This is a genomic window from Achromobacter pulmonis (assembly GCF_002885955.2).
In the GTDB taxonomy this organism is placed as follows: domain Bacteria; phylum Pseudomonadota; class Gammaproteobacteria; order Burkholderiales; family Burkholderiaceae_B; genus Achromobacter; species Achromobacter pulmonis_A.
Genome location: NZ_POQS01000006.1, coordinates 333,644 through 348,184, shown reverse-complemented (window position 1 = coordinate 348,184; position 14,541 = coordinate 333,644). Strand labels below are relative to the sequence as shown.

14 protein-coding genes are annotated in these 14,541 nt (G+C 68.3%); 7 read left to right on the top strand and 7 right to left on the bottom strand.

The annotated features are described in order from the left end of the window. Positions 1–77: 77 nt before the first annotated feature. Positions 78–755, bottom strand: coding sequence for a RadC family protein (radC, locus tag C1I89_RS23360; RefSeq protein WP_102774835.1), 678 nt, complete (start codon positions 753–755; stop codon positions 78–80). Between the two features lie 50 nt (positions 756–805). Here radC and C1I89_RS23355 point away from each other — a divergent pair, with 50 nt between their 5' ends. Genes C1I89_RS23355 through maiA form a run of 3 tightly spaced genes read left to right on the top strand, consistent with a single transcriptional unit; the run spans position 806 to position 2,932 of the window. Then, positions 806–1,282, top strand: coding sequence for an FKBP-type peptidyl-prolyl cis-trans isomerase (locus tag C1I89_RS23355; RefSeq protein ID WP_102774834.1), 477 nt, complete (start codon positions 806–808; stop codon positions 1,280–1,282). Further along, positions 1,282–2,259: a 4-hydroxy-3-methylbut-2-enyl diphosphate reductase gene (ispH, locus tag C1I89_RS23350; protein ID WP_102774833.1), complete on the top strand. Its 978-nt coding sequence runs from the start codon at positions 1,282–1,284 to the stop codon at positions 2,257–2,259. The genes C1I89_RS23355 and ispH overlap by 1 nt, the downstream gene beginning before the upstream one ends. Positions 2,260–2,287: 28 nt before the next feature. Further along, positions 2,288–2,932 carry a maleylacetoacetate isomerase gene (gene maiA, locus C1I89_RS23345; RefSeq protein ID WP_102774832.1) on the top strand — a complete coding sequence of 215 codons (645 nt, stop codon included), beginning with the start codon at positions 2,288–2,290 and terminating at the stop codon, positions 2,930–2,932. A gap of 22 nt (positions 2,933–2,954) precedes the next feature. Here maiA and C1I89_RS23340 read toward each other — a convergent pair whose 3' ends face one another. From C1I89_RS23340 to C1I89_RS23330, 3 genes are all read right to left on the bottom strand, one after another. Next, positions 2,955–4,397: a DegQ family serine endoprotease gene (locus C1I89_RS23340; RefSeq protein WP_102774953.1), complete on the bottom strand. Its 1,443-nt coding sequence runs from the start codon at positions 4,395–4,397 to the stop codon at positions 2,955–2,957. Positions 4,398–4,485: 88 nt separating this feature from the next. Continuing rightward, on the bottom strand, positions 4,486–5,814 hold the full coding sequence (locus C1I89_RS23335; protein WP_102774831.1) for an ATP-binding protein: 1,329 nt from the start codon (positions 5,812–5,814) through the stop codon (positions 4,486–4,488). Further along, positions 5,811–6,470, bottom strand: coding sequence for a response regulator (locus tag C1I89_RS23330; protein ID WP_102774830.1), 660 nt, complete (start codon positions 6,468–6,470; stop codon positions 5,811–5,813). The genes C1I89_RS23335 and C1I89_RS23330 overlap by 4 nt, the downstream gene beginning before the upstream one ends. A 280-nt stretch (positions 6,471–6,750) precedes the next feature. Here C1I89_RS23330 and C1I89_RS23325 point away from each other — a divergent pair, with 280 nt between their 5' ends. Further along, complete coding sequence (locus C1I89_RS23325) at positions 6,751–7,722, top strand: Bug family tripartite tricarboxylate transporter substrate binding protein (RefSeq protein WP_102774829.1); 972 nt, start codon at positions 6,751–6,753, stop codon at positions 7,720–7,722. After that, positions 7,719–8,918: an MFS transporter gene (locus C1I89_RS23320; protein WP_102774828.1), complete on the top strand. Its 1,200-nt coding sequence runs from the start codon at positions 7,719–7,721 to the stop codon at positions 8,916–8,918. Before C1I89_RS23325 ends, C1I89_RS23320 begins: the two co-directional genes overlap by 4 nt. On the opposite strand, the gene C1I89_RS23315 is transcribed toward C1I89_RS23320, so the two are convergent. From C1I89_RS23315 to C1I89_RS23305, 3 genes are all read right to left on the bottom strand, one after another. Beyond that, complete coding sequence (locus tag C1I89_RS23315; protein ID WP_102774952.1) at positions 8,915–9,700, bottom strand: GntR family transcriptional regulator; 786 nt, start codon at positions 9,698–9,700, stop codon at positions 8,915–8,917. The two genes, C1I89_RS23320 and C1I89_RS23315, sit on opposite strands and share 4 nt — an antisense overlap. 65 nt (positions 9,701–9,765) lie before the next feature. Then, the gene (locus C1I89_RS23310) at positions 9,766–10,761 is read right to left on the bottom strand and encodes an HpcH/HpaI aldolase/citrate lyase family protein (RefSeq protein ID WP_102774827.1); all 996 of its coding nucleotides are present in this window, start codon (positions 10,759–10,761) and stop codon (positions 9,766–9,768) included. A gap of 39 nt (positions 10,762–10,800) precedes the next feature. Beyond that, on the bottom strand, positions 10,801–11,868 hold the full coding sequence (locus C1I89_RS23305) for a MaoC family dehydratase (protein ID WP_102774826.1): 1,068 nt from the start codon (positions 11,866–11,868) through the stop codon (positions 10,801–10,803). Positions 11,869–12,049: 181 nt separating this feature from the next. Between C1I89_RS23305 and C1I89_RS23300 the strand changes: the two genes are divergently transcribed. Together C1I89_RS23300 and C1I89_RS23295 are read left to right on the top strand one after the other, a co-directional pair. Then, a complete protein-coding gene (locus tag C1I89_RS23300) occupies positions 12,050–13,216 on the top strand; it encodes an acyl-CoA dehydrogenase family protein (RefSeq protein ID WP_102774825.1) in 1,167 nt (388 codons plus the stop codon). After that, positions 13,213–14,472 carry a CaiB/BaiF CoA transferase family protein gene (locus C1I89_RS23295; RefSeq protein ID WP_258231511.1) on the top strand — a complete coding sequence of 420 codons (1,260 nt, stop codon included), beginning with the start codon at positions 13,213–13,215 and terminating at the stop codon, positions 14,470–14,472. The genes C1I89_RS23300 and C1I89_RS23295 overlap by 4 nt, the downstream gene beginning before the upstream one ends. Positions 14,473–14,541 lie beyond the last annotated feature (69 nt).

Here is a 14,541-nt window from a genome sequence, read left to right as displayed (position 1 = left end):
CGTAGAGACTGGAATTACGTTAAGCCTAAAGCAATCGCGGGCGGTAGTCTAACGAATTCCGGCGCGCCGCGCAGCGCTCAGAGGCAGCCCCGTTCCGCCAGGGAAACCACCGTGTCGCCGGCCACGATCAGGTGGTCGACCAGCTTGATGTCGACCAGCGCCAGCGCCTGCTTCAGGTGGCGGGTGAAGCCCTGGTCGGCGGCGCTGGGCTCGGCCATGCCGGAAGGGTGGTTGTGGGCGACGATGAGGGCGGCCGCATGGTGGCGCAGGGCCTCGCGCACGACTTCGCGCGGGTAGACGGAAGCCTGCGACAGCGTGCCGCGCGCCAGCTCGCCGGTGGCGATCAGGCGCAGCTGGTTGTCCAGGTAGAGCGCGATGCAGTGCTCCACCCGGCGATGGCTCAGCGCCAGCTTGCAATATTGTTTCACTTGCAGGGGACGGTTCAGGTTGTCGGCCTGGGGCAGGCCTTCTTCGACGGCGCGGCGCGCCAGCTCCAGCAGGGCGGCCAGCATGCAGGCCTTGGCCGAGCCCAGGCCGGGGACCGCCATCAGCTCCTCGGGCGCGGCGCCCAGCAGGCCCCGCAGGCCGCCGAATTGCTGCAACAGGCGGTTGCCCAGGGTCGTGACGTGCACCCCGGGCAGGCCCGTGCGCAGGGCGATGGCGAGCAGTTCCGCGTCCTGCAGCGCGCAGGCGCCGTGGCGCAGCAGGCGCTCGCGGGGGCGCTCGTGTTTGGGCATCTGGACGGACAATTTCATAAGAGGCTCTAAAATCAAGGTTGATTCAATTGCCTATACGGTGGCAGATCGTGAGTACCGCCTCTAATGAAGTGAACGTTTTGGTCCGTCCGGATTCCTACCTGACGCTGCACTACCGGATTACGCTGGCGTCCGGCCCGGGCAAGGATTCGGTGTTCGCCGATACCTTCGACGGCCGCCCCGGCACCCTGCAGATGGGCAGCGGCCAATGGGCGCCCGGCCTGGAGGCGGCGCTGGTCGGCCACGCCGAAGGCGAGCGCTTCAGCGTCACGGTCGCGCCGGCCGACGCCTACGGCGAACGCAACCCCGAACTGATCCAGCGCGTCACGCGCGCGATGCTGGCCGAGCACGCCGGCGCCGACGCCACGTTCGAGCCGGGCGACCTGGTCGAGTTCTCCGCGCCCAACGGCGCGCGCTACTCGGGCATCCTCAAGGAAATCAACGACGAAACCGCGCTGTTCGATTTCAACCACCCGCTCGCCGGCGTCAGCCTGCGGGTCGACGTGGCGCTGCTGGGGATACTCTGATGAGCCAGGCCGTCACCGCTCCCGGCGCCGAGGTCCTGCTGGCGCAGCCGCGCGGCTTCTGTGCCGGCGTGGACCGCGCCATCGACATCGTCGAACGCGCGCTCGAACTGCATGGCGCGCCCATTTACGTGCGCCACGAAATCGTCCACAACCGCTACGTGGTGGAAGACCTGCGCGCCAAGGGCGCGGTCTTCATCGACGAACTGGAGGACGCGCCCGCCGGCTCCATCGTGGTGTTTTCCGCCCACGGCGTGTCCAAGGCGGTCCGCGCGGAGGCGCAGGAACGCGGTCTGCAGGTCTTCGACGCTACCTGCCCGCTGGTCACCAAGGTCCACATCGAAGTGGCGCGCATGCGCGCGGCCGGCCGCGAGATCATCATGATCGGCCACAAGGGCCACCCGGAGGTCGAGGGCACGCTGGGCCAGGCCCAGGGCGGCATGTACCTGGTCGAGACCGTGGAAGACGTCGCCGGCCTGCAGGTGCAGGACCCCGAGAACCTGGCCTACGTCACCCAGACCACGCTGTCGGTCGACGACGCCGCGGCGGTGTCGCAGGCCCTGAAGGCGCGCTTTCCCAACATCGCCGAACCCAAGAAAAGCGATATCTGCTACGCCACCCAGAACCGCCAGGACGCGGTCAAGGTGATGGCGCCGGAATGCGACCTGGTGCTGGTGGTGGGCAGCCCCAACAGCTCCAACTCGAACCGCCTGCGCGAGGTGGCCGAACGCAAGGGCGTGGCCTCCTACCTGATCGACGGAGCGCAGTCCATCGACCCGGCCTGGCTGGCCGGGCGCACCCGGGTGGGCGTGACCGCCGGCGCCTCGGCGCCCGAGATCCTGGTGCAGCAAGTGATCGAGCGCGTCAAGGAACTGGGCGCGGTGTCGGTGCGCACCATGGCGGGGCTGGAAGAAAACGTGGCGTTCCCGCTGCCCAAGGGCCTGTCGCGCAAGTCGGCGCAGACGGAATCGCTGGAATAGGCCCGGACAAGAAAACCAAGGAGACTTCATGCAGTTGTACAGCTACTTTCGCAGTTCGGCCGCCTACCGCGTACGCATCGCCCTGAATCTGAAGGGCCTGTCCTACGAGTACCTGCCGGTGCACATGCTCAAGGACGGCGGCCAGCAGCTGACGCCCGAATACCGCAAGGTGAATCCCACGGCGCTGGTGCCCACGCTGGTCGACGGCGACGCCGTCATCGGCCAGTCCCTGGCCATCATCGAGTACCTCGACGAAACGCATCCCGAGCCGCCGCTGCTGCCGGCCGACGCGCTGGGCCGCGCGCGCGTGCGGGACCTGGCGTTGGGCATCGCCTGCGACACCCATCCGCTGAACAACCTGCGCGTGCTGAAGTATCTGAAGCACACGCTGGGCGTGGACGAGGACGCCAAGAACGCCTGGTACCGCCACTGGGTGCAGCAGGGCCTGGGCGCCCTGGAGGCGCAGCTGGCGGCGTCCAGCGCCACCGGCCGCTTCTGCCACGGCGACACGCCGACCATCGCCGACCTGTGCCTGGTGCCCCAGGTCTTCAATGCGCAGCGCTTCGGCTGCGACCTGTCGGCCATGCCGAACGTGCTGCGCATCGACGCCGCCTGCCGCGAACTGCCGGCCTTCGACGCGGCCGCGCCGGGCAAGCAGCCCGACGCGGAGTAATCCGGCCGCGGGCACGCGCCCGTCAGCCGACCTGCACCGGCACGAAGATCTTGTCCTCGCCGCGCTGCACCAGCAGCGCGACCGTCTTGCCGGCCTTGGACAAGGCTTCCCGCACCTGCCCGACGCTGTGCACGGGCACGCCGTTCAAGGACAGCAGCACATCGCCGGGCTCGATGCCGGCGCGCGCGGCCGGCCCCACCGAACGCTCGATCAGCAGGCCCTCGGCGCCCGCCGCCTGCTGTTCCTGCGGGCTCAGCGGCCGCAGCGCCAGGCCGAGCTGGCCGCGCTGTACGTCCTGGTCGCCCGCCGACGCCTGGGTCTTGTCGGTCGGAACGCTGCCCAGCGTGGCGGTCAGCTGCTTGTGCGCGCCGTTGCGCCAGATGTCCAGCTTGATTTTCTCTCCCGGCGAGGCCAGCGTGATGGTCGAGGCCAGGTCGCCCGACGACAGGATGGTCTTGCCGTCGATCTCGCGCACCACGTCGCCGGGCTGCAGACCCGCCTTGGCCGCGGCGCTGCCTTTCTCCACGCTGGACACCAGCGCGCCCGAGGGCGTATCCAGCTTGAAGGAATCGGCCAGGTCCTGATTCACTTCCTGCACCGTCACGCCGAGCCTGGCGTGCTGCACCTTGCCGTGCTCCAGGATCTGATCCTTGATCTTGTAGGCCACGTCGATCGGGATCGAGAACGACAGGCCCTGGAAGCCGCCGGTGCGGCTGTAGATCTGGGAGTTGATGCCCACCACTTCGCCGCGGTCGTTGAACAGCGGGCCGCCGGAGTTGCCCGGGTTGACGGCCACGTCGGTCTGGATGAACGGCACCGAGGTGTCGTCGGGCAGCGAGCGGCCCTTGGCGCTGACGATGCCCGCGGTGGCGGTGTTCTCCAGGCCGTAGGGCGAGCCGATGGCCAGCACCCATTCGCCGACCTGCAGCTGATTGACGTCGCCCACCTTGACGGTAGGCAGGTGCCTGGCGTCGATCTTCAGCACCGCCACGTCGGTCTGCGGGTCCGAGCCCAGCACCTTGGCCTTGTATTCGCGCCGGTCGGTCAGCTTCACCGTGACTTCCTTGGCGTCCTGAACCACGTGCGCATTGGTCAGGATGATGCCGTCGGCGCTGACGATGAAACCGGAACCCTCGCCGCGCATGGGCACCTCGCGCGACGGCATCTGGCCGCGCGCGCCGGGGAACTGGCCGAAGAACTGGGCGAACGGGTCGCCGTCGCCCAGGGACACCTTGCGGGTGCCGCTGACGCTGATGTTGACCACGGCCGGCCCGTAGTCGCGCGTGATCTGCGCGAAGTTGGGCGGGGTGGACGGATTGATCGCCTGCAAGGGGGCGGATACGGCCGGCGCGCCGGCCGCCATCGAAACGCCGCCGATGACGGCGGTGGCGCCGGCGCCGCCGATGGCGCCTGCGGCCAGCAGCGCCATCACCAGGCGCGAGGGCTTCATTTGGGAGGTCTTCATGTCGGCTCCTGCGTTCATGTTGAAGGACATGGCGCTATCTTCGGGCCCGACACTTAGGGGAATCTTAAATCCGGCTATCCGCGGCGCATCAGGCCGGGAACACCACCTTCACGCGCAGGCCCTGGCCGGAAGGCGCGTCCTGCAGCGCGATCGTGGCGCCGTGGCGGGCGGCGATGGCGCGCGCGATGGCCAGTCCCAGGCCGCTGCCGGGTTCGGCGTTGCCTTCCACGCGGTAGAAGCGGTCGAACACGCGCTCGCATTCGGCCGGCGCGATGCCCGGCCCCTCGTCGTCGATCAGCAGTATGGCCTGGCCGGGCGCCTGCTCCAGCCGCAGGCGCACGCGCTTGCCGGCCGGCGTGTACTTGACCGCGTTGTCCAGCAGGTTGCGCGCCAGCAGCGCCAGCGCATCCCGGTGGCCCTGCACCCAGAGCTGCGGCGCGCCGTCCAGCTCCACGTCGATCGACTTCGCATTGGCCAGCGGCAAGGTTTCGGACAAGGCTTGGCGCAGCACGTCGGCCAGGTCCACGGCCTCGGCCGGCGCCTGCTCGGCCGCGCCCTCGTGCCGCGCCATCGACAGCAGCTGTTCCACCAGGCGCGTGGCGCGGTCGATGCCGGCGGCCAGGCGCTGCTCGGCCAGCCGGCGGGCGTCCGCGTCGCCGGCGCGCTGCAAGGCCTGCAGCTGCAGGCGCAGCGCCGCCAGCGGCGAGCGCAGCTCGTGCGCGGCGTCGCCCACGAACTGCTTCTGCTGCGCGAAGGCGCCGCGCATGCGTTCCAGCAGCAGGTTCAGCTCCTGCACCAGCGGCCGGATCTCGTCGGGCAGGCCCTGCACGCTGACCGCCGAGAGATCCTCCGGCTGGCGCGCCGCCACCTGGGCCCGCGCGCGCTTGACCGGCCGCAGCGACCAGCTCACCACGCACCATACGATCAGCATCAGCAGCGGCGCGGCCGCCGCGATCGGCGCCACCGTGCGCAGCGCCAGCGCCCGCGCCATGTCCCGGCGCACTTCCATGTCCTGCGCGACCTGGATGACCTGGAACGGCGTGGCCAGCGAATACACGCGATAGGTGCTGCCTTCCATGCGGGCGTCGGAAAAGCCCAGCACGATCTGGTCGGGCAGCGGACGGCGCGAGCGCGAATTGAAGACCCGCACGCCGTCGGGCGTCCAGATCTGGATGATGAGATCGTCGGCCATGGGCGACGCCGCGCCGCGCGCCTGGTGCGGGCCGGTGCTGAGCAGTCCGTCGCCGGTGCCCAGCGACAGGGCGGTGCGCTGCAACAGCGAATCGAAGATGTCGTCGGCCTGCGCCAGCGTGCTGCGATAGGCGATCGCGCCCTGCACCAGCGCGCCGATCACGATCGCGGCCAGCAGGAAAAACAGCAGACGGGCCCGCAGCGAATAGCTAAGCGGAATGCTCATGTTTTGGGGATGACATAGCCGACGCCTCGGACGTTCTGGATCAGGTTGGAGCCCAGTTTCTTGCGCAGGCCATGAATATAAACCTCAACCGCGTTGCTGCTGATGCTGTCTTTCCAGCTGTAGAGTTTTTCTTCGAGCTGGGCGCGCGAGAAGATCATGCCGGGACGCGCGATCAGCGGCTCGAGCACCGCCCATTCGCGCGCCGTCAGCGCCACCGGCGCGCCGTCGACCATGGCGGCATGGGATTGCGGATCGATGGTCACGCCTTCGTGCTCGAAAACCGGCTCGGCCCGGCCCGCGCTGCGCCGGATCAGCGCGCGCATGCGGGCCAGCAGTTCGTCCACGTCATAGGGCTTGACGATGTAGTCGTCGGCGCCGGCGTCCAGCCCGGCGATGCGGTCGCTGACCGCGTCGCGGGCGGTGGCGATCAGCACCGGCGTGCGGTCCTTGCGCGCGCGCAGCTCGCGCAGCAGCGCCAGCCCGTCGCGCTTGGGCAGGCCCAGGTCCAGCAGGATCAGGTCGTAGCTGTCGGTGTGCAGCGCCAGGTCGGCGGCATTGCCGTCCTTGACCCAGTCGACGGCATAGCGCTCGGCGCGCAGGAAGTCCAGCACGCTCTCGCCGATCATGAGGTCGTCTTCGACTAGCAGGATGCGCATGGCGGTGTCCGCGGTTATGGTCCGAAAAGTTGGACGCGGCGGGGAGGGCGGGAGTTCCCTTCGTGGCGTGGCTTGGTGGTGTCGTTCGGTTTAATGTTCGTACATAATGAGCCGCCTGATTCTTGTTGTTGCTCCGAAATATCAACAGAATTGGCCATGATTGCCGAATGATTTGGTTTTTCTGGCAGGTTTTCGCGTACTATGTACGTACCTAGTTTCAAATAAAGCTGGGATGCACGAAAAAACCAGGCGCCAGATGCGCCGATACGGAGGTGACAACATGGACTTTGCTGGACTGGCGTCGCGCCTGCTGCTGGCGGCATGCGCGCTGTGGGCGGGCGCGGCGGGCGCCCAATACCCGGAGAAAGCGGTGCGCATGCTGGTGGGGTTTCCCGCCGGACAGACCACCGACGTGATCGCGCGCATGCTGGCGCAGGAATTGACGAGCGACCTGGGGCAGACTTTTTTCGTCGAGAACAAACCCGGGGTGGGCGCGGGCCTGGCGGCCGAGGAAGTGGCGCGGTCGCGGCCCGACGGCTATACGCTGCTGGCCACTTCGAGCGGCCCGCTGGCGGTCAACGGCTGGATCTACAAGAACCTGCGCTACGACAGCCGGTCGGACTTCCAGCCGCTGGCGATGATAGGCATCTTTCCGCTGGTGCTGGTCGTCAACCCGGCCTCCCGCTTCAATAGCGTGGCCGACCTGGTCGAGTACGCCAGGCAGCATCCGGGGGCGGTCAACTATGCCTCTGGCGGCAATGGCGTGACCAATCACCTGGTGATGGAAATGTTCCAGCAGCGCGCCGGCGTGAAGCTCAACCATATTCCGTACAAGGGCGGCGTGGCGGCCATGACCGACGTGGTGGGCGGGCAGGTGGACGTGATGTTCGAAGTCGCCTCGATCGCCGAGCCGCTGGTGCGCAGCGGCAAGCTCAGGGCGCTGGCCGTGGCCAGCGAGCATCGCGTGGCGACGCTGGCGAACGTGCCGACCATCGCCGAGTCGGGGTACGCCGGATTCCGCGGCGACCCCTGGATAGGCGTGGTGGGCCCGAAGGATCTGCCGCAGCCCGTCGTCGACAAGCTGGCCGGGGAGATCGTACGCATCGCCCGCAAGCCGCAATGGACCAGGCGGATGGCGGAGCTGGGCGCGATTCCCCAGGTGATGGAGCCGGCGCAATTCGGCGCCTTCATCGGCGCCGAGGTCGAGCGCTGGGGCGAGGCGGTGAAAGCGGCCAACGCGAAAGCGGAATGAGGTCGTCCGGGCCGCGCCGCCGGCAGGCGGCGATACTGGTCTGCACGCTGGCGATCCAGGCCGTCGGCACGGCCGCCACGCTGGCGTTCGCCGTGCTGGCGCCGCTGATCCCCGGCGCGCGCACCGCCGAGGTGGGCCTGTTCCTGGCCCTGGTCTATGGCGGGGCGATGGTGGGCAGCGCGCTCAGCAGCGCCTTGATCGGACGGCTGGGCGCGGTGCGCGTGTCGCAGGCGGCGCTGCTGCTCCAGGGCGCGGGCCTGGCGCTGCTGACGGCCGACGCCGGACTCGCGCAGACCGGCGCCGCGCTGCTGTGCGGCCTGGGCTACGGCACCATCACGCCGGCCAGCTCCCATATTCTCGCGCGCACGACCGCGCCGCAGCGGATGTACACCGTGTTCTCGCTCAAGCAGACCGGCGTGCCGCTGGGCGGCATGCTGGGCGGGGCCATGCTGCCGGTGCTGGCGGCGTGGTCGTCGTGGCGCACGGCCCTGCTTCTGCTGGCCGGGCTGGCGCTGGCGGTCGCGCTGGCCAGCGGCTGGCTGCGCGCGCAGCTGGACGAGCCCGCGGCGCCGCGCACGGCCGGGATGGGGCAATGGCGGCAGCCCGTCGTCGAGGTATGGCGCAACGCGCAGCTGCGCGCCATGGCGGCCGTCTCCCTGCTGTTCTCGGCTTGCCAGCTTTCGGTCAGCGGCTACCTGATGGTGTTCCTGTTGCGCGAACTCCAGATGGGCGCGGCGCGCGCCGCGCTGATCTACGCCGTGTCCCAGGCGGCGGGCGTGCTGGGACGCATCGTCTGGGGGCGGATCGCCGACCGCACGCGCGCTCCGCGCGGCGTGATGATGCTGATCGGCGTGCTGATGGCGCTTGCAGCCCTGGGGCTGGCCTTGCTGCCGGCGCATCCCGATCCGGTCGTGCTGGCAGTGCTGGCGGCTGTGCTGGGCGCGACCGCGATAGGCTGGAACGGCGTTTTTCTGGGCGAGCTGGCGCGGCTGGCGCCCGCCGGCAAGGTGGCGTCGGTGACCGGCGGCGCGATGTTCTTTACTTATATCGGCGTGGTGCTCGGCCCGCCTGCGTTCGGCTATCTGGCCGAGCACGCCAGCCTGGGCGCGGCCTATGGCGCGCTGGCCGCGCTGCCGCTGATCGCGCTGCTGCTGCTCGGCCTGCGCGGGCGCGGGCCGGTCGCCCGAGCCGGCTAGGAGGACAGGCCGGGTTTGAGGCCGCGCTTGAGCTGGAAGGCCACGGTCACCCGGTCGGCCGGATAGGTCGTGTCGGTGATTTCCAGGATTCTGCCGGTGGCGTCCTTGTAGTGCCGGATGAGCCGCAGGCCGGCGCTGCCCGCCTGCACGCCCAGGCGTTCGGCCAGCGGCGCATCGATCAGGGTAGCCGTGACCATCTGGCGGATTTCGTCGATGGCGACGGCATATTCGCGTTCGATCAGCGAGCTGATCAGGGTCTGCGGCTGGCGGCGGATGGTGTCGACCAGTCCGGCAAGCGAGGCGTCGATATAGATGTCGGCCTGCGCCACGGGCGTGCCGGCCTTCCTGGCGTCCTCGCGCGTGCCGCTCAGCAGGACCCACGCGCTGCCCACCGGCGCCTCCAGCCGCCGCGCCTTGTTCCGGTCCAGCGTGACGTGGCGCACGGCTTCGATGGCGCGCACCTCGGTGGCCGCGACGCGGACCAGGTCTTCGGGCGTGCCGAAGGACTGCACGAACGCGGTATCCGGATTGGCGCTTTCGACCAGCGTGCCCACCGCCTTCTTGCGCGAGATATAGCCCAGGTCTTCCAGCTTCTTCAGGGAGGCGCGCACCGTATGCCGGCTGACGCCGTACTGCTCGGCCAGTTCATGCTCGGTGGGCAGCAGGCTGCCCACCACGTGACGGCCTTCCTGGATGTCCCGCACCAGCGTGTTGGCCAGCTCCACGTATCGCGGTTGCGCGCCGGCGGATTCCTGCGGGGACTTCTTGCGGATGGCTGTCATGGACATGTCGGACGGGGGGCATGGACTTGCGGCGTATTGTAAGGCGGCCCGTCCGGCCGCGCGGTTCAGTCGGCGAAGAATCGGCGCCGCGCCTCGTCCGGCAGCGGCATGCCGGTGATCTTCGCTTTTTGCAGGACTTCCCAGAAGTAGCGGTAGGTTGCGCGGTCGTGGAGTTCGCCGCGGTATTGGATGGGCCCCCAGTCTTTGTCCTGCGCGGCCAGCAGGATATTGGCGGCGTCCTCGACTTCGTCGAAATCGGGCTGCATGGCCTGCACGATGGGCTGGATCTGCGCCGGATAGATGCTCCACATGCGCAGAAAGCCGAACTCCCGGCGCGCGCGGCCGGCGTCGTCGGCGATGATGGCGGCGTCCTTCAGATTGAGGCAGACGTTGTGGGACGGAACGACGCCATGGGCCAGCGCCGCGGCCGCCACCTCGGCCTTGGCCCGCACCAGCAGCGCGTGTTCGAACTGGCCCGGGCTGCGCATGGCGCTGGCCGCGATGGCGCCGTGGTGGCCGCTGACGAAATCCATGAGGCCGAAATCCAGCACCTCGACGCCGGGCAGGGCGGCGATCGCGAACGCGTCGCGCAGCGCGCCGTGGGTCTCCACCAGCACGTGCGCCGGTATCTGCCTGTCCAGTCCGGCCTTGTCCGCGGCCTCGCCGATATAGGCGATGACTTCGGCGGCCTGCTGCCAACTGGTGGCCTTGGGAATGGTGATGTACGCCAGGCGGCGGCCGGCCTGGCCCACGATGATGTCCACGTCCTGGCGCCAGGCCGGATGGGATGGATCGTGGATGCGCGCGCCGGCGCGGTCGTGGCGGTTGCGCGCCGAGTCGATCATGCGCGCCACCATTTCGGCGTGGCCGCGTTCCTGGCCCGCCGCCGCGCCGTCCTCGCAGTCGCAGGTGATGTCGAAGATGGGGCCGTAGTCGGCCTGCAGGTCCATGGCCTTGCCGATCAGCTTCTCGCTGCCGGCGAAATGTTCGCAGGCCGGCAGGATGGGGAAGGGCTTTTCGCCGCTGAAAAGCGCGTCGCGGGGATGGGAGGCGGTGGTCATGTGGGGGCTCGTGGAATGAAGTGAAGAAACGGGGCGGCGTCAGGCCTGGCGCCGCGGCATGGCGATGGTGTAGTCCAGGTCCAGCACGACCTGCGCGGGATGTGCTGCGCGGCCTGCGCCGGTATCGGGAAAGACGATGGACGTCGCGTCGGCGTTCTTGACTCCTATGGTGCGCAGGCGCAGCGCGCCGACTTGCGACGGTCCCAGGTCGATGCGTTGCAGCACTTGCGTGGCGCAGGCGATGGTGTCGCCGGCATGGGTGGGATTGACGTGGCTGCCGCCGTTGATGGCCAGGATCGAAAGGCTGTTCTCCAGGCCGTCGTAGGCCAGGGCGCGGCACAGCGAGATGACGTGCCCGCCATAGACCAGCCGCTGGCTGCCTTGCGCCGCCATGGCGCGGCCATCGAAATGCGCGCGGGCGGTGTTCTGGTACAGGCGTGTCGCGATGCTGTGGTCGCTGTCGTTGACGGTCATGGCGCCGGGGTGATCGATGCGCTGGCCCTCGGCGTAGTCTTCCCATAGCTCGTCGGCGCCCGTCACTTCGGTGATGCGCCGTACCGAGGGCTTGTATCCGTGGCGGGCCAGTTGCGCGGCCTCGATGGCCGGCAGCGTCGACGGCGCCAGGCTTTCGGCGCAGACCGCCTGCGGGTCGCGCTTATGCACCATGACCCAGCGCACCCATTGCAGGATCTCTTCCTGGCGCTGGTTGCGGGCGGTGGAGCGCACGTAGACGACGCCGGTCCTGCGGCTGGAGTTCTCTTTCAGGCCGATTACTTCGGACTCGACCGCAAGCGTGTCGCCGGGGTACATGGGCGCGATGAAGCGCAGCTCGGCATAGCCCAGGTTGGCGACCGCGTTCAGCGAGATGTCCGGCACCGTCTTGCCGAAGGCGGTGTTGAACACCAGCAGGTCCTCCAGAGGCCAGCCGTCGCAGCCCAGCAGCTCCGCATTGCTGCGGGCCGTGAACAACGCGCTGCGGCTGCCGGTCAGGCCGATGTAGAGGCTGCGGTCGGCGTCGGTGAGGGTGCGCGGCGTGGCATGCCGCAGCTTCATGCCCAGCCGGAAGTCCTCGAAATAGTTGCCCTTGCGGTCTCTGCTCAATCCCATTTTGGCTCTCCTGTGCGCCTTAATGTTCGTACATAGTGCATATCAAATTCGCCTATGTCAAATAGTCGGTCGAAAAAAAAATCGGCCGTTTCAAGCGTAAATTTTCCGATATCCACTTGTGCTTTCGGAATTTTCAGTTCTATTATGTACGTACATTGAAAGTTCTAGATGCGAGGAAAGCATGCAGGGACAAAGCGAAGAGCGACGCATGATCCAGGAGGCGGCGCGGCAGTTCACGATGGAGCGCGTGCTGCCCGTGGCCAACCGGCTGGACCCCGACAAAGGCAAGATTCCCCGCGAACTGATCGAGGAAATGGCCGAGCTCGGTTTCTTCGGCATCCTGATCCCCGAGGAGTACGGCGGATTGGGGCTGGGCGCCTACGAGTACTGCCTGGTGGCCGAGCAGCTTTCGCGCGGATGGATGAGCGTGGGCAGTCTGATTGCGCGCGGCAACGGCCTGATCGGCGCGCTCAAGGGCCTGACGCCGCAGCAGAAGGCGCATTACCTGCCGCGCATGGCGCGCGGCGAATTCCTGGGCGCGTTCTCCCTTTCCGAACCCAATGCCGGATCGGACGTGGCCAATATTTCCTGCCGTGCCGTGCGCGATGGCGACGGCTGGCTCATCACCGGCAGCAAGTACTGGTGCACCTTCGCCGACGATGCGGACTTCATCCTCGTGATCTGCCGCAGCGACCCGGTCGTGGACCCGAAGGCGCGTCACAAGGGGCTTTCCGCCTTCATGATCGAGAAGCCGCGCGGCGAGCTGCCGCCGGGCGTCAAGGGCAGCGTCATTCCCAAGATCGGCTATCACGGCTGGACCACCTGGGAGCTTGCGTTCGACGGCTGCCGCGTGCCGCATTCGTCCCTGGTCGGCGAAGAGGGCAAGGCTTTCTACCTGGCCTGCGCCGGCCTGGAGACGGCGCGCGCGCATACCGCGGCGCGCTCCATCGGCCTGGCGCAGGGGAGCCTGGAGGATTCCATCCAATATGCCAGGGAGCGCGCGCAGTTCGGCGCGCCGATCGCGAATTTCCAGGCCATCCGGTTCAAGATCGCGGACATGGCGACGCAGATCGAGGCCGCGCGAGCCTTGCTTTATTCCGTGTGCGAAAAGATCGACAGCGGCGTGCGCGCCGACACCGAGGCCTCGATGGTGAAGCTGCTGGCCAGCGAAATGAGCGAACGCGTGACGAGCGAAGGCCTGCAGATCCATGGCGGCGCCGGCTACACCACGCATTTCGCCGCCGAACGCTACTGGCGCGATGCGCGCCTGACGAAAATCTTCGAAGGCACGTCCGAGATCCAGATGCGCATCATCTCCGACGCGCTATTGGGAAAGGTGCCGACGTGAGCGATTCGATCCGGCAAGACAATGGCGGCGCAGCGGCCGCGGACCGGGCGGGCTCGCTCGCCGGATTGCGGGTCATCGACCTCACCCAGATGCTGGCGGGCCCGTTCTGCACCCAGATCCTGGCCGATCATGGCGCGGACGTCATCAAGGTCGAGACGATGGCCGGCGACGGCACCCGGGTGACCGGGCCGTTCCTGTCCGAGGACCAGGCCAGGGACTACGGCGGCTATTTTCAGAGCATCAACCGCAACAAGCGCTCCATCGTCATCGATCTGAAGCGCGAGGAGGGGCGGGGCGTCCTGCGCAGGCTGATCGACGGGGCGGATATCGTCATCGAGAATTTCCGCGCCGGCGTGATGGAGCGGCTGGGGCTTTCGTACGAGACGCTGCGGCAGACCAATCCCAGGCTCATCTATGGCGCCGTGCGCGGCTTCGGCGATCCGCGCAGCGGGGTCAGTCCGTACGCCGACTGGCCCGCCTACGATGTCGTGTCGCAGGCGATGGGCGGCATGATGGGCATCACCGGACCGGATGCGCAGACGCCCACCAAGGTGGGTCCGGGCGTGGGCGATACGGTGCCGGCGCTGATGCTGTGCGTGGGCGTGCTGGCGGCCGTGCATCACATGCACCGGACCGGACGCGGGCAATTTGTCGATGTGGCCATGACCGACGCCGTGCTGGCCTTGTGCGAGCGCATCGTCTACCAGTATTCGTATACCGGCCAGGCGCCGCAGGCGCAGGGCAACCGGCATCCCTTGCTGTGTCCGTTCGGGCTGTTCCGGGCGCGCGACGGCCACGTGTCCATCGCCTGCGCGACTGATGCGTTCTGGGAAGCGCTGGCGGGTTTCATCGGGCGTCCCGACATGGCGCGGGACCCGGCATTCGCCACCAATGCGGCGCGCGTGCAGCGCCAGCAGCAGGTCATCGACGCGGTGGAGGCGTTCACGTCGGTGCGCACCAAGGACGAGATCGCCGCGGTGCTGGGCGGCAGAGTGCCGTTCGGTCCGGTCTACACGGCCGCGGAGATTTTCCAGGATGAACACTATGCGCGACGGCAAATGCTGGTGGAGGTGGAGCAGCCCGGCGCTTGCGCCGCCGTGCAGATCGTGGGCGTTCCGATCAAGCTGAGCGAGTCGCCGGGCGCGGTGCGCCGGCGCGCGCCGCTGCTGGGCGAGCACACGGGCGAAGTCCTGCGCGCGGCGGGCTATGACGAAGACGGCGTGGCGCGCCTGCGCGCGGCAGGCGTGGTCCGCTGATGCGTGGGCATTGGCGGTGATGGGGTTATGTAATGGGAGGTGGTTCGATGAAAGTGCTGGTGCCTGTCA